We start from the raw sequence: 19,610 nt of genomic DNA on the forward strand, positions 1-19,610 counted from the left end.
TCGCGGGAATCGGTGACGTTGAACATCACCAGCCTGCCATGACCGCCCTCTCTCAGCGAATTTGCAGAACTCTCAGCACACTACCGGGCTCTTCATTAGCGCTAACGCGGCAGCCTGCTGCATACTCAGGGAGAACCACCATGAAGAAAGAAATCATCGAAGTGCCGGTCATGTCGGACAAGGTGCGGGCGCTCGGCCTTCCCTGCTCGACAGCGGTGAGGGCCAACGGCTTCGTGTTCATCTCGGCGACGCCGCCGGTGGACATGGTGACCGGCGAGATGGTGCGCGGCGATATCGAAACGCAGACCGAGGCGTCGCTGAAGGCGCTGAAGCATTGCCTGGAAGCGGCGGGCACCTCGCTGGAAAACGTGGTGATGGTGCGCATCTACGCCGTCAATTCCGGCTTCTACCACGTCATCAACCGGGTCTATGCGAAGTACTTTTCGACGAACCCGCCGGCGCGCAGCTTCGTGCCGGTGGCGTCATGGCCGATGGAGTTTGATATCGAGATCGAGTGTGTGGCGGTGGCTTGAGGCGGGGCTACAGCGGCTTCTTTTCGTCGACGTCTGGAAGCGATTGGGGGTCAGACAGTGTCCACAAACTAGCGATTATGTCATCAAATTGGACATGTGGGTATTTGGCGTTCAATCTCTCAAGGAGTTCCACATATACTTTATTGTGATCATGATTTTCGGTTAATATGTATATCAAGGCCGTTGATCCTGCTTTCATTGCACTGAAATCATAATCGAATCGGTCGCGTAGAAGCCGCAGGTGCTCGTCTGCGAGACGATCTACATTATCCTTAGCGAACTTCGCCCCTCGCACCAGATTTCGGAACGCGAAACAGAAGGTTTCCCAATAAACACGGAAATTTGGATCTCCCAGTTGTATGACGGCCTTACGTGTAATTTCATTCAGATGTGCGTCCGCGTCGAAATCGGAGAACGCGTCCATCGGGGCATTGACCATGGCATAGTGGGTCAGCTGGCGGGCCAAGTCGGCTCGATCCTGAAGGAAAGTCTCTTCGAAGAATTGGCGCCTCTTGCGCGAGGTATTTGCTATTTCCTCGCGAAGCCTAGAAATTTCCCTTTGGTCATCCTTCCAAATAAAATACGGCGCGGTCACCAACCGAAGCGCAATACCACCGCCGACCACCGTTAGAATCGTCCACGCGAGATAACCTTGATACGCGGCATCCATTGCCTCGCCGCGCGCAAAGAATATCGCGGGAGCGAGAACGCCACCAACAATTGAAACTTTGTCAGTAAAGAGTACGGAACCCGCAAAGGCGCGGTGAAAACACTTCCCCAAATAGCCCATTCGGGAACAATGCCCGGATTCTATATCCTTGGGTAGTCACTGACCGTGCCAACACGTTCAATGCCGCTGGGGGAGCTACGGCGCCAAGATCGATGGTATGCTTCTGCCGCCGCTCACTTCGCACTAAGTTCAAATCAGAGCCGTTGGATGGAGCAAATTATGGACATTACAAGTGATCAACGCGAAGCATGGTCAAAGCGGCCTGAGAATCACGAATGGGAAAGGATTATTGGTCCCCACTACAAACGGCCTGACGGCGTTGCGAACATAGAGGCGCTTCATGAGATTGCACTTCTCAACGGACTGATGGACACACGTTCCGAATACGGCCACTTGAATGTGGGGCAAGTCGCAATGAATATTCGAAACCGGCTTCGGAGCCTGTGGAAGCAAGGTATATTAAAACTGCCGAATTAACCAAGGCGTTCTGTCAGTTGTGTTGGCTTGAGCTTTTTTCAGAGGACGTTTGCCGCTGCCCCTCATCTGCCTGCCGGCATCTTCTCCCCGTTGAACGGGGAGAAGAGAGCTAATTAGGCAAAATACTCCTGCAGCGGCCTGACCTCGAGGCTCCCCGCCTTCAGCGCCGCAATCGCTTCCGCCACCGCAGCCGCGCCTGACAGCGTCGTGTAATACGGCACCTTCTGCATCAGCGTGGCGCGGCGTAGCGATTTCGAGTCCGACACCGCCTTCTGGCCGTCAGTCGTGTTGAAGACGATCTGGACCTGGCGGTTGCGGATGGCGTCTTCGATGTGGGGGCGGCCTTCCAGCACCTTGTTGATCTTCTGCGCGTCGACGCCGTTTTCGGCGAGGAAGCGGGCGGTGCCTGAGGTGGCCAGCACCTTGAAGCCGAGGCCGGCCAGGCGCTTGACCGCCGGCAGGATGCCTTTCTTGTCCTCGTCGCGCACCGAGACGAACAGCGTGCCGGAGCGTGGCAGGTCGACGCCGGCGCCGAGCTGGCTCTTGGCGAAGGCCAGCGCGAAATCGCGGTCGAGGCCCATGACCTCGCCGGTCGAGCGCATTTCCGGTCCGAGCAATATGTCGACGCCGGGGAAGCGGGCGAAGGGGAAGACGGCTTCCTTGACCGCGATGTGGCCGGGGTTTCTGGGGTCGGGCATGGCGCCGTAATGGGCGAAGGCGTCTTCCAGTTTTTCGCCGGCCATGATGCGGGCGGCGATCTTGGCGATCGGACGGCCGATGGTCTTGGCGACGAAGGGCACGGTGCGCGATGCACGCGGGTTGACCTCCAACACATAGACCGTGCCATCCTTGATCGCATACTGCACGTTCATCAGCCCGCCGACATTGAGCGCGCGGGCAAGGGCTGCCGTCTGGCGCTCCAGCTCGTCGACCAGCTCCGAAGGCAGCGAGTGCACCGGCAGCGAGCAGGCCGAGTCGCCCGAATGGATGCCGGCCTCCTCGATGTGTTCGAGAATGCCGGAGACGAAGGTCGCCTTGCCGTCGCAGAGGCAGTCGACATCGACCTCGATGGCACCTGAGAGATAGGTGTCGAACAGCAGCGGGTTCTTGCCCAGCAGCGTGTTGATCTGGCCGGTCTTGTCGTTGGGGTATTTCTGCTTGATGTCCTCCGGCACCAGGCCGGGCACGGTGTCGAGCAGATAGGTCTGCAGCATGCCCTCGTCATGGATGATCTGCATGGCGCGGCCGCCCAGCACATAGGACGGGCGCACCACCAAGGGGAAGCCGAGCTCGCCGGCGACGAGGCGGGCCTGCTCGACCGAATAGGCGATGCCGTTCTTCGGCTGGCTGAGGCCGAGCTTGTGCAGCAGCTTCTGGAAGCGGTCGCGGTCTTCTGCGAGATCGATCATGTCGGGCGAGGTGCCGAGGATCGGGATGCCGGCCTTTTCAAGCGCATCCGCGAGCTTCAGCGGCGTCTGGCCGCCGAACTGCACGATGACGCCGACCAGCTCGCCCGAGGCCTGTTCGGCGCGCAGGATCTCCAGCACGTCTTCGGCCGTCAGCGGCTCGAAATAAAGCCGGTCCGACGTGTCGTAGTCGGTCGAGACCGTCTCCGGGTTGCAGTTGATCATGATCGCTTCATAGCCGGCGTCGCGTAGCGCGAAGGCGGCGTGGCAGCAGCAATAGTCGAACTCGATGCCCTGGCCGATGCGGTTGGGGCCGCCGCCGAGGATGACGACCTTCTTGCGCGACGAGACCTGCGCCTCGTCGGCCAGCGCGCCGGCAAACGGCACTTCATATGTCGAGTACATGTAGGCGGTGGGCGAGGCGAACTCGGCCGCGCAAGTGTCTATGCGCTTATAAACCGGATGAACGGCGAGCTTTTCGCGAGCTTTCTGAATCACTTCGGCGTCTGTTTTCGTCAATGACGCGAGGCGGGCGTCCGAGAAACCCATTGCCTTGAGCATGCGCAGGTTGACGGCATCCTCGGGGATGCCGTGCTCGCGGATGCGGGCTTCCATGGCCACGATGCCGGCGATCTGCTCAAGGAACCACGGGTCGATCTTGCACATGGCGTGCACGTCTTCCAGCGACGTGCCCATGCGGATCGCCTGCGCCACCATGCGCAGCCGGTCGGGCGTCGGCGTGCCCAGTGCGGCCCGAATGGCGTTGCGGTCGTCGGCGTGGTTAGCGGTCGCGGCACCATAGCCGAGGCCGGGGATCTCGATTTCATCCAGGCCCGTCAGGCCGGTTTCGAGGCCACGCAGCGCCTTCTGCAGCGATTCCTGAAACGTGCGGCCGATGGCCATGACTTCGCCGACCGACTTCATGGCGGTGGTCAGCACCGGCTCGGCGCCGGGGAATTTCTCGAAGGCGAAGCGCGGGATTTTTGTGACGACGTAATCGATCGACGGCTCGAACGAGGCCGGCGTGGCGCCGCCGGTGATGTCGTTCTCGAGTTCGTCCAGCGTGTAACCGACGGCGAGTTTTGCCGCGATCTTGGCGATCGGGAAACCGGTCGCCTTGGAGGCCAGAGCGGACGAGCGCGAGACGCGCGGGTTCATCTCGATGACCACCAGGCGGCCGTCGGCCGGGTTGACGGCGAACTGCACGTTGGAGCCGCCGGTCTCGACGCCGATCTCGCGCAGCACCGCGATCGAGGCGTTGCGCATCATCTGGTATTCTTTGTCGGTCAAGGTCAGGGCCGGAGCGACGGTGATCGAGTCGCCCGTGTGCACGCCCATCGGATCGATGTTCTCGATCGAGCAGACGATGATGCAATTGTCCGCCTTGTCGCGGACGACCTCCATCTCATACTCCTTCCAGCCGAGCACGCTCTCCTCGATCAGCACTTCGGTGGTCGGCGAGGCGTCGAGGCCGGACTGGACGATCTCGTAGAATTCGGCGCGGTTGTAGGCGATGCCGCCGCCGGTGCCGCCCATGGTGAAGGACGGGCGGATGATGGCGGGCAGGCCGACATGGTCGAGCGCCTGGGCGGCGATCGCCATGCCATGGCTGATGTAGCGCTGCTTGCGGTCGCCTTCGCCGAGGTTCCAGCGGGTTTCCAGCGCGTCGAGCGCGGCGTCGAGATCGGCCGGGGCCTCGGCCTTGACGGCGGCGCGCTCGGCCTCATGCGTCTTGCGGTCCGTGTTCTTGACGTCGGTGGCGTTGGCCAGCATCGACTTCGGCGTTTCCAGGCCGATCTTCTTCATCGCCTCGCGAAACAGCGCGCGGTCCTCGGCCTTGTCGATGGCCGTGGCGTCGGCGCCGATCATCTCGACATTGTAGCGCTCGAGCACACCCATGCGGCGCAGCGACAGAGCGGTGTTGAGCGCGGTCTGGCCGCCCATGGTCGGCAGCAGCGCGTCGGGCCGCTCCTTGGCGATGATCTTGGCGACCACTTCAGGCGTGATCGGCTCGATATAGGTGGCGTCGGCCAGTTCCGGATCGGTCATGATGGTGGCCGGGTTGGAATTGACCAGGATGACGCGGAAGCCTTCCTCCTTCAGCGCCTTGCACGCCTGCGTGCCGGAATAGTCGAACTCGCAGGCCTGGCCGATGACGATGGGGCCGGCCCCGATGATCAGGATCGACTTGATGTCAGTGCGTCTTGGCATGTCAAAGGTCCGTTCGGCGGGCGGCTTGCACAAAAAACCGGGACGGGAAGACCCGGCCGGTTGTGCTCGCGATTCTGGTATCAGGCTAGGAGGGCCTTATAGGGAAGAGTTCTGACTGATGTAACCCCGAAAATGCGAGGTAGGGGAGTAGGGGAATAGGGGAATAGGGGAATAGGGGAATAGGGGAATAGGGGAATAGGGTGGGTTCGAGGGAATTCCAAACATACTCCCTTATTCCCTTATTCCCTTATTCCCCTACTCCCCTAAATTCTAATTCCCCAGCGCCAGCTGATCCGTAATCTCAAACCGCTCGGCCTCGCCGATGCGTATCATGTTGAGGCTGCCCTCCCGAGTGAAGCGGAAATTGCCGTCCGCGTCGGAACCGGCCGGCTGGCCGGCACGGAAGGAGATGATGCGCGTGCCGCCATCGGGCCAGGTCACAGTGATGTTCGCCTTGTCGGCGGTGTGCACCACGCTGACCTTGCAGCGCTCCATTGGCTGGCCGACATAGCGGGCGCAGGGAATCTCGGGGCCAGAAGCCGGCGTCGGAACGGAATCAAGCGGGACGTCAGGCGCCGCCAGCGCCAGTACGTACGCATCCTGCATCGCGGCGCGGCCGATTTCGGCGGCGGATTTTGGCGTGCTTTCGACTGCCGGACCGGCGCCGCCAAGCCGCGCTGTCAGGTCGGGCGGTGCGACCGGCGCCCTATCGGTGGCCTGCGATTGATCCGGCGCCGAGGCCTGCCCGGCCTCATTGGCGCTGCCGGTGGAGGCAACCACCGGCGCATCGGCCGGTCTTGTCTCGCCTTCGACATAGGGGGCCGGATTGAGGGGGATGAGATAGCGCGCCGGCGCCCAGCCGCTCAGCTTCTCCTTGCCCGTGCTCTCGATCTTGCACCATTTGTAGCCGTTGATGTCGTTGCAGCCGAGATTGGTGACCATGTCGCCGCTGCTCAGCCGCGCCTCGACCGTGGCGACCGGCGATGCGGTGGTGCGGACCTTGAGAAGGTCGTCCGGCGCCAGGCCGGTGACGACGGAGATGACGAGGTCCGGCGCCTCTTGGGCCATCTCTTCAGCCATAGCGGGGGCAATCACCGGCCACGCCGTCATCAACAGCGGAGCAGCAATCAGCGCATGCAGGGTTGTTCGGAGCGTAACTGTGCGCCTCATCGTTTGGCCGTGCGCTGACATCATGCCGCGGCGGATCGAGCCCGCCGCAAGCCCGGCCGGTTTTATAAGGGACGACGCGGCGCCATGTAAGCCCGAAAATTCGGCTCGCCGTTCCGCCGGTCCCAACCCGGCCCGCCAAGCCGTGAGCCTACTCAGCCGGGCATGAACGCAAGAGCGTTCAGCCGGGCAGGGGCATGAATCCTGTTCTGAGCGCGTGAGCCCATTCCGGCCGGCCCGCCTGTTCGGCTTGCCTGGCGGCCGCCTCGTGGTCGTAGTCGACGGCGATGGCCTCGAAGCGGTCGGACTGGCCGTTGCTGCCCAAGGTGACGATGCCGTAGCGCGCATGCGGCGAGCCCTGCTCGGAGACATGCGCCGGCGGTGTGGAATCGTCATAGGCGGGGCAGCCGATGCTGCCCGGGTTGAAGATGACGGGACCATCGGGGACGCGGATCAGTTCCGCGCGGTGGCTGTGGCCGCACAGCGCGATGCGGCAAGCCGGGTCGAGCGCCTTCAGCCGCCGCCGGATCGCCGTCAGCGGCGCACGCACCAGCTGGCCATTGACGATGGTATCGGCGAGATATTTCTCGTCATGGTCGGGACGGGCGTGGAAAGCGATGATTCCGGGTGCGATCTCCAGCGTCAGCGGCTGGGCGAAAAGCATCTGGCGCTGCGTCTCGGTCAGCCGCTCCTGCGCATAGGCGTCGGAGGGCCACATGGTGTCATCAGCGGGGTCGGCGGCGACACGGCGGTCGTGGTTGCCGCGCACTGTCGGCAGGTTCAGCGCCTCCAGCCGTTCCATCGTCTCGCGCGGCCATAGCGGGCCGGAAACGCTGTCGCCGAGATTGACGGTCAGGTCGGCGCCGCCGCGCCGGCGCAGGTCGTCAAGCACGGCGTCGAGCGCCAGCACATTGCCGTGGATATCGGCGAGGACGGCGATGCGCATTTTCGGGAGGCTCCTGTGTGACGCCGCTTTTCCTTTTCCCACGTCCGTAAGGCGAGGAACCCAAATTCTTCGGCGTTCAGGCCTGGATTTCGATGTCGTGGCCGCCGACTGCCGGCACTGCCGGATCGTCGCCGGCGGCGGCGACGACGCTGTCGAGCAGGCCGGGGAAGCGGGCGTCGAGATCGGCGCGGCGCAGTGTGATCATGCGGTTGGTGCCGACCACCTCGGCACGGGTGACGCCGGCCTCGCGCAGTTTGGCGAGGTGGTAGCTCAGATTGGTCTTCGAGCCGAAATCCAGGAACTGGCTGCAGTTCAGCGGCACGCCTTGCTTGCTGGCGAGATAGCGCACGATGGCGAGCCGGGTCGGATCGCCGAGCACGCCAAGCACGATCGGCAGGCTGATCTGGTCCGTATTGGGGTGTGGCAAGGTCATGGCTCGAAACTAAGCACAGTCGGGTCCGATTTCAACGCATCCATCATTGTTGGCCCGCACGCGGCCTTTCTCCGTCTCGCGCCGACCTGTGCTGACACAGGGCTGTCAGGAAGGTTCAGCTATTTTTCCCTGGCTTCATTGACATGATGCCCTATTATGTCCAATTGTTCAATAACTTTTGAACTAAGGACATCCCGCCATGGACAAGCGCCTTTTCTGGCTAGCGCTCGGATCGTTTACGATCTCGACCGAAGGCTTCGTCATCTCCAGCCTTCTGCCCGACATCGCGGCGGATGCCGGCATCTCCATTCCGCTGGCCGGCACGCTGATCACCGCCTTTGCGCTCGCCTATGCGATCGGCACGCCGATCCTGGCGACGCTGACAGGCGAATGGGACCGGCGCCGCGTCATCTTGTGGACGCTGGTGTTCTTCGTGCTCGGCAACATCGCCGCTGCCTTGAGTTCCTCCTTCGAACTGCTGCTGATCGCGCGCATCGTCATGGCGCTGTCGTCGGGCCTGTTCGCCGCAACCGCGCAAGGCACCGCGGTGGCGCTGGTCGATGACCATCACCGGGCGCGTGCCATCGCCGTCGTCGTTGGCGGCACTACGGTGGCCGTTGCCCTGGGTGCGCCGCTGGGCGCGCTCGTTGCCACCGTTGCCGGCTGGCGCGGCACCTTTTTTGCCATCGCCGGCCTTGGCGCGCTTGCAGGCGCGATCCTGTGGTACCGGCTGCCGCGGGGCATCGTTGGCACCAGGCTGCCCTTGAAGCGCAGGCTGGCGGCAGCGCTGCGTCCCGGCGTGATGCCGATCCTGTTGACGACAGTGCTGGCGCTGATCGGCGCCTTCACCGTCTTTGCCTATGTCGCGCCGCTTGCCATCGAGGGCGGCGGTCTCAGCCAGATCGCGCTGCCCGGCATGCTGCTCGCCTTCGGCGTCGGCGCCGTCATCGGCAACATTGGCGGCGGCCAGGCCGCCGACCGGTTCGGCGCGACCCGCACCGTCGGCTGGTCGTTGGCGCTGAGCGCCGGCATGCTGGTCCTGCTGTCGGTCATCCCGACCTTTCTGCCGCCGCATATTGCCGGACCGGCGCTGATGGCGATGATGGTGCCGTGGGGCATCGTCGGCTGGGCCTTCCCGCCGGCGCAGGCCAGCCGCATCATCAAGCTGGCGCCCGACGCCGCCCCGATCGTGCTGTCGCTCAATGCCTCGGCGCTCTATCTCGGCGTGGCGCTGGGCGCCGTGGTCGGTGGCGCCGTGCTGCGCTACGGCGCGCCGGCCGATCTCGGCATGGTCGCCGCGATCTTCCCGATCGTCGGGCTTGGCATCGTGGTGGCCGGCCGCTGGGCGGCTCGGCCTGTAGAGATGCCTGCCGAGTAGGTTTTTTGGCAAACGCTGACCTAACGCCTTAGGGCGTGGCTGGCGGCAGATCAAAATCCAGCGCGGCGATGTCATCCAGCGCCGCGCGCAGCTTTTCAGCCTTGTCCCTGCCGACGACATCCTCGAAACGCTGCTGGGCGATTTGCCACAGCTTCATCGCTGCCTCGAGCTTGGCCAACCCTTGCGGCGTCAGCCGCACACGCTTGACGCGGCGGTCCTCCGGATCGGCGAAAGTCTCGACATAGCCGTCGCGGATCAGTGGTTTCAGCGTATGGCCGAGCGCCGACAGGTCCATGATCAGCGACGCGGCGATAGCGCCCATTGCCGGCTCGTCGCCGATGTGAATCTGGTAGAGCAGGCCCTGCTGCGTCGCCTTGAGGCCTGACGGCTCCACCACATCATCATAAAACTTGCCGAGCTTGCGCGCCGCACGGCGCAGCGCGGCGTTGTTGCAAAGCGTGAGGCCGGGCAAGCTGTCCTTTGACATGATGGTCCTTGGCGCCGGCGAATGAGGCCCGGCTGCTACCCTCAAATAATCCTCGTCCGTATCATTGACAAGATAGTGGCATATGCCTACTTCACAATTAGTGGTATATGCCACTAATTCAAATCAAGCGGCTTTCCGGTAGCGCGGCAGATGCCACGGCGCCGGATCAGTCGAAGCGAACGAGATCAGTCGAAGAAGGAACAGGACAATGAGTGGACAGGGCAACAAGGGCACGGCGGTCGTCACCGGTGCTTCGTCGGGCATCGGCGCGGTCTATGCCGACCGGCTGGCGGGGCAGGGCTACGATCTGGTGCTGGTGGCGCGGCGCGCCGACCGGCTGGAGGAACTGGCCGGGAAGCTGCGCCAGACCTATAGCCGCAAGGTTAGCGTGATCAGCGCCGACCTCTCCAACGACGACGACGTCCGCCGCGTCGAGCAGGAGATCGCCAGCGACGACAGCGTGACGCTGCTGGTCAACAATGCCGGCCTTGGCGGCCAGTCCGTGGTGGCAACCGCCGATGCGGACGCTGCCGAACGCATGATCAAGGTCAATGTCATCGCCTTGACGCGGCTGACCCGTGCCGTGCTGCCGGGGTTTTTGGCGCGCAACCGAGGTGCGGTCGTCAACATCGCCTCGGTGCTCGCCTATGAGACCTCGTTCGGCGGCATCTACAGCGGCACCAAGGCCTATGTCGTCAACTTCACCGAGGCTCTGCACCGCGAGGTCGAGGGTACGGAGGTGAAGGTGCAGGTGGTGCTGCCGGGCGCGACACGGACCGATTTCTGGGAGCTTGCCGGCAGCGATATCGACCAGCTTCCGAAGGAAATCATCATGAGCGCCGACGATATGGTCGATGCGGCCCTTGTCGGCCTTGCCAGGGGTGAAGCCGTCACCGTGCCGGCGCTCGCCGAGCCGGCCAAGCTGGACATTTTCCTCGGTGCCCGGCAGGCCTTCTACGGCAGCCTGCACGCCGACAAGCCGGCGGCACGCTACGCGGCTTGAGCTGGTAAGGCCTGGGTTCCTCGCCCCCGCCAGAGCGGGGGAGAGGACCCAGGTCCTGCCTCTAAGCCGTCCGCCACATCGGTATGATCGAAGCGGCCAGCACCAGTGCCAGCACGATGTTGAGCGCGCGCCATTGCCATTCGGTCTTGAGCAGGCGGGCCAGCAGCATGCCGGCCACGCACCACAGCGACAGCGAAGCGGCGGCCGCGAGGCCGAAGGTGGCGCCGAGCAGCAGCGCCAGCTGCAGCGGCCCGCTGGCCAGCGCCGCGAACGAGGCCGCGGCGCCCAGACCCATCGCCCAACCCTTCGGGTTCATCCATTGAATGCCGGCGCCGCCGAGAAAGCTGTTCGGCCTGGCCATGCTCACATCCAGATTGGGCGGCCCGCTGCGGCCGATCTTGATCGCCAGCCAGAGGAGATAGAGCGAGCCGATGACCTTCATGGCCAGTTGCAGCGAAGGCACGGCAAGCAGCAGACCGGCGAGCCCGGCGGCAGCGGCACCCGTCACCGTGGCGAGGCCGGCGGCGCTGCCGACCAGCAGGGGCACGGAACGGCGAAAGCCGAACTGCGCCCCGGACGCCGTGGACAGGGTCGTGGCGATGCCGGGCGTGGTGGTGGCGACGATGGCAAAAAGGATGAGCGGGAGAATGGGCTCGAGCATGCGGCGTCCTCTGTCAGGGCTGCGATCGTAGCTGCGCGCGAACTTCAGTAAATGCAATGTTTGCCATGGTCGGCATTAGGATGGATAATGCCAGCCATGATCCGAAATCTCGACATGGCGCTGATCCGCACCTTCATCACCGTCGCCGACAAGGCCAGCATGACGGCGGCGGCCAATGCGCTGCACCTGACGCAAGGTGCTGTCAGCCAGCAGGTCAAGCGGCTGGAGGAGGCGCTCGGCTCCAGCCTCTTCGAGCGCGACCGGCGCGGCTTGCGGCTGACGCGCGCCGGTGAACAGCTGTTCGGCAGGGGCAAGCGGTTGCTGGCCTTGAATGACGAGATCTGGGCGGAGATGGCTGGGACACCGGTGGCCGGCCAGGTGCGGCTCGGCGTGCCCTACGACCTTGTCGGCACCTTGCTGGCGCCGGTGCTGAAGACCTATGCCGAGACCTATCCGCAGGTCGAGATATCGCTGGTCTGCGCCTCGTCGCCGGAATTGGCTGCTGCCCTTGCGGCCGGGACCATCGACCTTGCGGTGATCGAGGAACGCGTCGGCCCGTCGGCGGGCGAGTGCCTTGCCATCGACCGGCTGGTCTGGGTCGGTGCCAAGGGCGGCATTGCCCGCGCCAAGCGGCCGCTGCCGGTTTCGATCGTCGCCGACACCTGCGCCTTCCGCCCGGCGGTGCTGGCGGCGCTCGGCGAGCACGGGCTGGAGTGGCGCACCGTGTTCGAAAACGGCAACATCGACGCGACGACGGCGACGGTGCGCTCCGACCTCGCCGTCACCGCCTGGCTAGCCACCACCGTGCCGGCGGATCTCGACATATTGCCAGCGGAGTCCGGCCTGCCGCCGCTGCCGAATTTTGCCATCACTCTGCATCTGCCCAGGCACGGTGCCGGGCCGGCCGCGCAGGAATTCGCGCGGCACATCCGCGATGGCCTGGCGCGGCGGCCCGTGGCGGCTTGAGAGACTTCTCAGAACTTGGGTTCCTCTACCCCGTCGATCGGGGGAGAGGAAAGGGTGCAAAGGCCGTCCTGCTACTTCCAGTTCTTGCGCCGTTCGAGCTCGGCGTCGGACGGCTCCCCTGTGACAAACGACCCAACCTTGATCTCGCCTGATCGTTCGTAGGTCGCCATGATGACGCCGGTGCTGGTTGCCTGCGACTTGATGAGCTTGAAGGCGGCCGGCATCGCGCTGTCGCCGAACAGCCGCTTGCCCTTGCCCAGCAATAGCGGGAAGATCATCAGCCGAATTTCGTCGATCAGCCCGTTGGCGAGCAAAGTCTGGATCAGATCGCCAGATCCCTGGATGAGCAGGTCCGGCCCATCCTCCTGCTTGAGGCGGCGCAACGTCGCGACGATATCGGGTCCGAGCGCTTGCGTGTTCTGCCAGGTGAGGGTGTCAGGCCGATGCGTCGCCACATATTTGGTCGCGGGGTTGAAGGCATCCGCGATCGGATCTTTCTGATACGGCCAGTAGGCGGCGAAGATGTCGTAGGTTCTGCGGCCGAGCAGCAGGGCGAAAGGCTTGGAGAACAGTTCGTCCATCGCCGCGGCCCCCGCCTCGTCGAAGTAATGGAAGGTCCAGCCGCCGAACTTGAAGCCGCCGACCGGATCCTCTTGCGGGCCGCCGGGCGCCTGCATGACGCCGTCGAGGCTGACGAATGTCGCAGAGATGATCTTTCTCATTCCAAATGCTCCCGTTCTTCGATCCACGCCGTCGGTGGCCGGACTTCAGCCCAAGGACGGTCGGCGAGCCACCGGTCCGACAGGACATATGAAATTTTGGCAAACCGCCGTCATTTGCGAGGTCCGGCTTCGAGACTTTCCGACGAGAACCAGACATCGCCCGATATGGCGGTGGCCGTGTCGTCCGGCGCCTTGTCCTGCACCAGCCAGATCGAGCGGCTGCGCGCGGCCTGCTCGCGGGTGGGGGTCATCGACGCTGAGTCTGCGAGCGAGGCGCCGACACAGGGAATGAACCACGATCGCATGAACGGATCGCAGGCGAAGCCTTTTTGCGTGCGGATCACCATCACCGCCAGTGGGACGCGCTCGGCCGGGCGCCAGGGGAAGATCATGCGGCCGCCAGGCCGCAGCGCCTTCAGCCACCCTGCTGGTGGCGCTGCGACGCCAGCATTGACGTAGATGATGTCGGATGGCGGCAGGGGCGTCGTCACCGCATCGCTATGGACGACCGTTGCATTGCCATATGCTTCGAGATTTTTGCGTGCCAGATCGGCCAGTTTTTCGTCGAGTTCGAAGCCGGTGACGGTGCCGCCTGGTAAAACCAGCCTGGCCAGCACGGCGGTGTAGTAGCCGGTGCCGGCGCCGATATGAGTGACGGCCTCACCAGGTTTAGGCGCAAGCTTTCCGATCCACATGGCATGCAGGAAGGGCTCGCCATTGTTGATGCCCTTGTCGTCGTCGAGCGTCACCAGCACGTTCTGGTAGACATGGGCCGGGTCGGCGCTCGGCGTCGTGACCTTGCCGTTGCCGGCGATAACCGTCCACGGCCCGGGACCGAGAAACGCTTCGCGCGGCACCTCCGCGAAAGCCGCTTCCAGGCGTGGGTCGGGCGAGCCGGCATTGGCGGCCAGCAGCCGCGCGTAGAATTTCCTGATGTCTTCGATCCGGGCCATGCTGCGGGACAACATAGCGCGGATTGCCGATTTGTCGCGAAACTACCCTCTGCGCAGAGGGTAGCCGATGTCCCGGCGAGGCGGAGCTTAGCCGATCCCGAACAGGGTGTCGTAGAGCAGCTTGAAGTTGAGCCCCAGGATGACTGCGGCGACTACCCAGGCAAGGGCGGCGACGCCGCGCGGAATGGCGAGATTGCCCATCTTCTTCTTGTCGGAGACGAACTGCACCAGCGGGACGACCGCGAAAGGCAACTGCATCGACAGGATCACCTGGCTGAACACCAGCAACTGGCCGGTACCCTTTTCGCCATAGAGCGCGGTGACGACCACCACCGGGATGATGGCGAGGCCGCGCGTCAGCAGTCGGCGTGCCCAGTTGGGGATGCGCAGGCGCAGAAAGCCTTCCATGATGATCTGGCCAGCAAGCGTCGCCGTCACCGTGGAGTTGAGGCCGGAAGCCAGCAGCGCCACCGCGAACAGGATCGAGGCGATGCCGAGGCCGAGCAGCGGCGACAGCAGCTCGAAGGCCTGGCCGATCTCGGCAACGTCTTGATGGCCGGTGTTATGGAAGGCGACCGCCGACACGATGAGGATCGAGGCGTTGACGAACAGCGCCAGCATCAGGGCGATGGTCGAGTCCGTCGTTGCCCATTTGATGGCATCGCGCTTGCCCTTGTCGGTGCGCTCATAGGCACGGGTCTGCACGATCGAGGAGTGCAGATAGAGATTGTGCGGCATGACGGTGGCGCCGATGATGCCGATGGCGATGTAGAGCATCGCCGGATTGGTGACGATTTCCGACGACGGCACGAACATGGCATGCAGGATCGAGCCGGCCGGCGGGGCGGCGACGAAGATCTGGATGGCGAAGCAGCTGAAGATGATGATCAAAAGCGCGATGACGAAGGCTTCGAGATAGCGGAAGCCCTTGTTCATCAACAGCAGCACGAGGAAGGCATCGAGCGCCGTCAGCATGGCGCCGCCGATCAGCGGAATGCCGAACAGAAGTTGCAGCGCGATCGCCGTGCCGATGACTTCGGCCAGATCGCAGGCGATGATGGCCAGTTCGCAGGCGATCCACAGCACGAAATTGACTGGACGGGGATAGTAGGCGCGGCAGGCCTGGGCGAGGTCGCGGCCGGTGGCGATGCCGAGCCGTGCCGCCAGCGCCTGCAAAAGGATCGCCATCAGGTTGGACAGCATGATGATAAACAGCAGCGTGTAGCCGAACTGCGCGCCGCCGGCGAGATCCGTCGCCCAGTTGCCCGGGTCCATATAGCCGACCGAGACCATGTAGCCGGGACCCATGAAGGCGAACAGGCGACGGAACCAGACGCCCGAGTTCGGCACGGCGATGGAGGAATTGACTTCGCGCAGGCTGGGCTGCTCGTCCTCGTCGGGCCTGGCGAACCGCCATGAGGAACGGGAGGCTGTGGCTTCGGCTTCAGACATGAAGGAGGGCTTTCCGCGAGACTGGACGATGTTGCCTCAAGCTATGCCATGGCTCAACATTATGCAATATGCTATATTTCATTGTCGTTGCTTTTAGGCGGCTGGCGGTCATCGGGTGAAACGGCAATCGGAAGCGCTGGTTGCACCTGTGGCGGAATGCAAATAAACGGCCTGAAGAATCAGAGCCCGTGCTATGAAAGCGTGGACGGGTGATAGCCTCGGGAGGAGCGCGTATTGGCGCCGAAGAACAGACCAGTCCCGCGTGAGCCGCTGCTCGACGCCGAAATTCATTCGGAGGGATTTCGGCAGCAGCGCGAAGCGCGCCGCAGCGCGCTGGTCGAGGATTATGTCGAGCTGATCGCCGATCTGATCGAGGACGGCAACGAGGCGCGCCAGGTCGACATCGCCGCACGGCTTGGCGTCGCCCAGCCGACAGTGGCCAAGATGCTGACCAGGCTGTGCACCGACGGTTTGGTGTCGCGAAAACCCTATCGCGGCGTGTTCCTGACCGATGCCGGCCGCAAGGTCGCGGAGGAAAGCCGCATTCGCCACCAGACGGTGGAAGCTTTTTTGCGGTCGCTCGGTGTCAGCGCCGAGACCGCGCGCATCGATGCCGAGGGCATCGAGCACCATGTCAGCGCCGAGACGCTGGAAGCGTTTCGCAAGGCTATGACGGCGCGCTGAGCCGCCAGATTTCCCGCGCCGCCGGAACCGCCGCACGCCGGGCACGTTGCTCCCGACACCGCGCGTTTGTCGCGCGAAGGAGGAAGCGATGGGCATCGAACAAGCACCGGTCGTAAAGGGCAAGCAGGCGGCCGAGGGCCTGAAACAGGCGGCGGCCAGGGACGAACGCAAGACCGAATCGGAAACCGGCCGTCCGCTTAAAAAGGGCGCGGCGCGTTTCGAGGAACGTTCGAAGAGCTCCGACGGCAAGAGCGCCGGCGCCAAACAGGAAGATTAGCTCGTCGTTTGAGGCGAGGCCGACGTTACCAGCCGGCATGAAGGTTGACATCTGCTGCTCCGCTTGGAGGCGGGAACGCACAATCCTAAGGAAAAGTGTTGCGATACCGTACGATTGTACGTATAGTACGGTAAATACCGTACTATACGGCTTCTATACGGAGAATCAAAAATGGTACCCAAGACCGAGCGGTTCGAGATGCGTCTCGAACCGGAAACCTTAGACAGGGTTGACGAGTGGCGTGCGCAGCAAGACGATGTTCCTTCGCGTTCGGAAGCGATCCGGCGTTTGGTGGAGAAAGGCCTCGGAGCCTCATCGTCCAACACTCTTCAGCCGACAAATACCGAAAAGCTAATGATGTGGATGCTCGCAGAGATCCTGAAAAATCAGGATACTGAAGAAGACAAAACGGCCGAACTCATCCAAAAAACCATCTATGGTGGGCACTTTTGGGCGCTGCAGTGGGAGCTTACCGGTATCCTACATAATCACGTCGACAGCCAGAATGCCCTGACTCTGGTCGTCGATACGCTCGATATGTGGACGTTTATCGAGCGCGCTTATGCCGGCTTTGAAGAGGCCGATAAACAACGTATCGAAAACGAGGTCGGCCCTTGGGCTAAGAACCCGCGCTTTAGCGGCTTCGATGGCAACAACGAAGGCGAGCACATGGCCATTGCTCGGTTTCTCGTGAAGGAAATGGGTCGGTTCTCGGACTTCAAGGACCGGAGCCTTAACTCGCACTCGCCCAAAGTGCAGGCTTCCCGGCGCATGACGAAGCTGTTTGAGCCGATGCGTACAAAGCTTGTCGGCCGCGAGCTGAGTGTTGATGATGTTGTTGTCCTCTTGAAGCGCGAATAACGCCGGCTCATTCCTGCGTATCCTGTACCCAGCTGCGCGGGTGGCCGTCGACGCGGAACTGGAAGATGAAATAGGGCGGGATGCAGGTGCCCTTGCCGGCTTTTGCTTCCGCGAGATCGTCGTAGCCTGCGGTGCAGATATAGTCCTCGCGGCAGGGATGGGCCTTGTCGCAGGCGCGCAGGCCGGCGGTCTTGGTGAACTCCTTCGTGCAGAATTTGTGGTCCTTGCCCGACGCGATGCAGTCGTTGAAGCCGGTCTTGGCCAGACGCCCGCACGTCGCCTCGTCGGGAAGTTTTTCGCAGCTTGCCTTGCGCAGCATGCCGCCGGGAAAGCCGCCGGTCTTCTGCTGAGGATTGTCGTAGCGCTGGCGCGCGGCGCCATAGCCGGCGAGCTTGACCACGGGTTTCTTGTCCCTTGCCGGGTCGATGGCGCAAGCCTTGTCGGTGGCGGGAGACAGGCGGCAATACTGGTCGCTACCCCAGCTCGACATCCTGATCTCGCCGAACTCGACGGGGTCACCGACTGCCGTGCCCGCCTCGCTGACGCAGGTGCCGAAGCCCGGATGGATGGCGCTTTCATGGACGCCGGCGCAGCGCAGGCCGGTGCCGCAGATCCAGTCCTTGAAGCTTGGGTCCTCGCCGCGATAGCAGATCGAGCCCCAGCCGTTGTAGAGGTCGGTGCCTTTCAGCGCCTCGGCATATTTCGCGTCGGGACGGGCGGCGAAGCCGCGCGTAAAGTCCGGATGGCCGCCGGCAGCGAACTGCTCGACGATGGCGCGGCGGCGCGGCAGGTCGGCGAAAAAGACGGCCGAACCCGGCACAAAGACGGCGTTGCGGCGCGGCTCGCTCGCCGGATCGGCGCCGGTGTAGTGGAAGCCGGCAATGCCATGCGTCTGGTGGCAGCCGGTGCAGCTCATCTCGTTGAGCCGCAAGTCGAAGCCGGCCACCGACTTGATGGTCGAGAGTGTGTTGCCTTTGGCGACATAGTCCTTCAGCGCCTTGTCGATGTCGGCGTCGTCGACCAGCCCGTAGGCAATGTTGTTCTGCGACCGGCTGAGGCCGCCGGGTGCGACGGAGACGGCGCTCCTGGCAAGGAATTTTTCGTCGATGACCAGCCGGCCATGATCCAGATCGTAGATGTTGCGGTCGGTGAGCAGCCATTTGGCGAAGGACGGCTTGTCGGCCAGCACAATGGCGCGGTCGATCTGGTTTTCCATCTTCGCTTCATAGAAGCTGGACGCAGCCGGATCCCATTTGAAGATCTTCAGGAGATATTCGGCATGGCCGCCGAAATCGCGCCGCGTCGAGGCCGACAGCCTGAGCACCTGCATGTTGAGTTCGAGCCGCATGATCTGCGACGAATTCAGCATGGTGCCTGACAGCGGCCCTTCGTCGGAGCGCAGCCAGGCGGCAAGCTGGTCGGGTGGCAGGTCTTTTTTTCCAGCTGCCAGCCAGCGCTGGGCAACATCGGCGCAGGACACGTCAGTGGCGCTTGGCAGGTCCTTCGAGGCGCGCGCTTGTGCCTGCCTGGGTTTGGCGTTGAACACCAGGCTCATGGTCAGCGGCAGGCGCGAGGAAATGCGCTGGCCCGCCTTTCCCTTCACAGGCTTTTCCGCGACCGAATAGTGGAAACGGTAGATCAGCCGGATTTCGCCGCATTCGGTGTGGCCGAGATAGCCGCGGTCCATGCGGTTGACGACGCCGGTCAGGTCCAGCGTCGAGCCGTCGTCATCGATGTATTTCGGATTGAATTTCTGGCTGGTGTCCTTCGACTTCGCCATGGCAGCAACATAGGGATCGGGGCTGGTCTTCGGCTCGTCGGCTATCTGCCGCTTGACTGTGTCGCGCACCGTGGCCAGCGCCGGCACCGAAAACAGGCCGCGATTGTCGACCTCGCGGGTGAGGCCGAGTGCCGGGCCCAGCAGGCGGCTGATCGACAGGCCACCACGCTCCAGCGCCTGCAAGGTGGCGGGATCGGTGACGGCAACGCTGGAATCGAGCGTGGCGGCACGGGCGGACCCGATGCCGAAACAAGTCAATGCCGTCAGCAACAGCAGGAATTGGCCGATCGTCCGCAAGCGCCCCTCGCTTCCCAGAGAAACGGACATTAACGGTCTTCGATAGTCTCGGCCATGGGGACGATTGCAACGCCGAGCCGCTCGCCGCAACGAACTTGGCCGCAAGGCGACCCGTATGGCCAAAAAGGCCATCGAAAAATGCTGTGACTTGGCGCAACCATTGGGATAATTGTTTGTTGCCCCGGA

The 19,610-nt window shown here is 63.4% G+C and carries 18 protein-coding genes; 7 read left to right on the forward strand and 11 right to left on the reverse strand.

All coding sequences use genetic code 11. The features are described from left to right. Positions 1-140: 140 nt before the first annotated feature. The gene (locus NKJ00_RS16875) at positions 141-533 is read left to right on the forward strand and encodes a Rid family hydrolase (protein WP_352556081.1); all 393 of its coding nucleotides are present in this window, start codon (positions 141-143) and stop codon (positions 531-533) included. 7 nt (positions 534-540) lie between these two features. On the opposite strand, the gene NKJ00_RS16880 is transcribed toward NKJ00_RS16875, so the two are convergent. From NKJ00_RS16880 to NKJ00_RS16900, 5 genes are all read right to left on the reverse strand, one after another. After that, positions 541-1,323, reverse strand: a complete 783-nt coding sequence (locus NKJ00_RS16880; protein WP_352630501.1) for a hypothetical protein — start codon at positions 1,321-1,323, stop codon at positions 541-543. A 530-nt stretch (positions 1,324-1,853) separates the two neighbouring features. Further along, a complete protein-coding gene (gene carB / locus NKJ00_RS16885) occupies positions 1,854-5,357 on the reverse strand; it encodes a carbamoyl-phosphate synthase large subunit (protein WP_352556087.1) in 3,504 nt (1,167 codons plus the stop codon). Positions 5,358-5,627: 270 nt separating this feature from the next. Then, positions 5,628-6,527, reverse strand: a complete 900-nt coding sequence (locus NKJ00_RS16890; protein WP_164893066.1) for an SH3 domain-containing protein — start codon at positions 6,525-6,527, stop codon at positions 5,628-5,630. A 178-nt stretch (positions 6,528-6,705) separates the two neighbouring features. Further along, positions 6,706-7,470, reverse strand: coding sequence for a metallophosphoesterase family protein (locus tag NKJ00_RS16895; protein WP_352630504.1), 765 nt, complete (start codon positions 7,468-7,470; stop codon positions 6,706-6,708). A gap of 76 nt (positions 7,471-7,546) precedes the next feature. Continuing rightward, positions 7,547-7,903, reverse strand: coding sequence for an ArsR/SmtB family transcription factor (locus tag NKJ00_RS16900; RefSeq protein WP_352630506.1), 357 nt, complete (start codon positions 7,901-7,903; stop codon positions 7,547-7,549). A gap of 199 nt (positions 7,904-8,102) precedes the next feature. On the opposite strand from NKJ00_RS16900, the gene NKJ00_RS16905 reads away from it, so the two are divergent. After that, positions 8,103-9,281: an MFS transporter gene (locus NKJ00_RS16905; protein ID WP_352556091.1), complete on the forward strand. Its 1,179-nt coding sequence runs from the start codon at positions 8,103-8,105 to the stop codon at positions 9,279-9,281. 28 nt (positions 9,282-9,309) lie between these two features. Here the strand turns inward: NKJ00_RS16905 and NKJ00_RS16910 are convergent, their stop codons facing one another. Beyond that, positions 9,310-9,768 (reverse strand): MarR family winged helix-turn-helix transcriptional regulator, encoded by a 459-nt coding sequence (locus tag NKJ00_RS16910; RefSeq protein WP_352630509.1) that lies wholly within the window; start codon positions 9,766-9,768, stop codon positions 9,310-9,312. 208 nt (positions 9,769-9,976) lie between these two features. On the opposite strand from NKJ00_RS16910, the gene NKJ00_RS16915 reads away from it, so the two are divergent. Next, positions 9,977-10,771 (forward strand): SDR family NAD(P)-dependent oxidoreductase, encoded by a 795-nt coding sequence (locus NKJ00_RS16915; protein ID WP_352630510.1) that lies wholly within the window; start codon positions 9,977-9,979, stop codon positions 10,769-10,771. Between the two features lie 61 nt (positions 10,772-10,832). Here the strand turns inward: NKJ00_RS16915 and NKJ00_RS16920 are convergent, their stop codons facing one another. After that, on the reverse strand, positions 10,833-11,432 hold the full coding sequence (locus NKJ00_RS16920; RefSeq protein WP_352630511.1) for a LysE family translocator: 600 nt from the start codon (positions 11,430-11,432) through the stop codon (positions 10,833-10,835). 96 nt (positions 11,433-11,528) lie between these two features. On the opposite strand from NKJ00_RS16920, the gene NKJ00_RS16925 reads away from it, so the two are divergent. After that, positions 11,529-12,398 (forward strand): LysR substrate-binding domain-containing protein, encoded by an 870-nt coding sequence (locus tag NKJ00_RS16925; protein ID WP_352556111.1) that lies wholly within the window; start codon positions 11,529-11,531, stop codon positions 12,396-12,398. Between the two features lie 71 nt (positions 12,399-12,469). Here the strand turns inward: NKJ00_RS16925 and NKJ00_RS16930 are convergent, their stop codons facing one another. The 3 genes from NKJ00_RS16930 to NKJ00_RS16940 form a co-directional block, all read right to left on the reverse strand. After that, on the reverse strand, positions 12,470-13,120 hold the full coding sequence (locus NKJ00_RS16930) for a dihydrofolate reductase family protein (RefSeq protein WP_352556099.1): 651 nt from the start codon (positions 13,118-13,120) through the stop codon (positions 12,470-12,472). A gap of 110 nt (positions 13,121-13,230) precedes the next feature. Next, positions 13,231-14,073, reverse strand: coding sequence for a protein-L-isoaspartate O-methyltransferase family protein (locus tag NKJ00_RS16935; protein ID WP_352556101.1), 843 nt, complete (start codon positions 14,071-14,073; stop codon positions 13,231-13,233). An 87-nt stretch (positions 14,074-14,160) separates the two neighbouring features. Continuing rightward, positions 14,161-15,525: an Nramp family divalent metal transporter gene (locus NKJ00_RS16940; protein ID WP_352556103.1), complete on the reverse strand. Its 1,365-nt coding sequence runs from the start codon at positions 15,523-15,525 to the stop codon at positions 14,161-14,163. A 234-nt stretch (positions 15,526-15,759) separates the two neighbouring features. Here NKJ00_RS16940 and mntR point away from each other — a divergent pair, with 234 nt between their 5' ends. The 3 genes from mntR to NKJ00_RS16955 all read left to right on the forward strand — a co-directional run bounded on the left by mntR (position 15,760) and on the right by NKJ00_RS16955 (position 17,347). After that, entirely contained in the window at positions 15,760-16,209 is a 450-nt protein-coding gene (mntR, locus tag NKJ00_RS16945) for a manganese-binding transcriptional regulator MntR (RefSeq protein WP_352630513.1), read from the forward strand. A gap of 88 nt (positions 16,210-16,297) precedes the next feature. Then, positions 16,298-16,486: a hypothetical protein gene (locus NKJ00_RS16950; RefSeq protein ID WP_352630514.1), complete on the forward strand. Its 189-nt coding sequence runs from the start codon at positions 16,298-16,300 to the stop codon at positions 16,484-16,486. A gap of 171 nt (positions 16,487-16,657) precedes the next feature. After that, positions 16,658-17,347 carry a YfbU family protein gene (locus NKJ00_RS16955; RefSeq protein WP_352630515.1) on the forward strand — a complete coding sequence of 230 codons (690 nt, stop codon included), beginning with the start codon at positions 16,658-16,660 and terminating at the stop codon, positions 17,345-17,347. 7 nt (positions 17,348-17,354) lie between these two features. On the opposite strand, the gene NKJ00_RS16960 is transcribed toward NKJ00_RS16955, so the two are convergent. After that, complete coding sequence (locus NKJ00_RS16960; protein WP_352630516.1) at positions 17,355-19,454, reverse strand: hypothetical protein; 2,100 nt, start codon at positions 19,452-19,454, stop codon at positions 17,355-17,357. Positions 19,455-19,610: the final 156 nt, after the last annotated feature.

The sequence above is a fragment of the Mesorhizobium sp. M0227 genome (assembly GCF_040321855.1).
Lineage (GTDB): Bacteria > Pseudomonadota > Alphaproteobacteria > Rhizobiales > Rhizobiaceae > Mesorhizobium.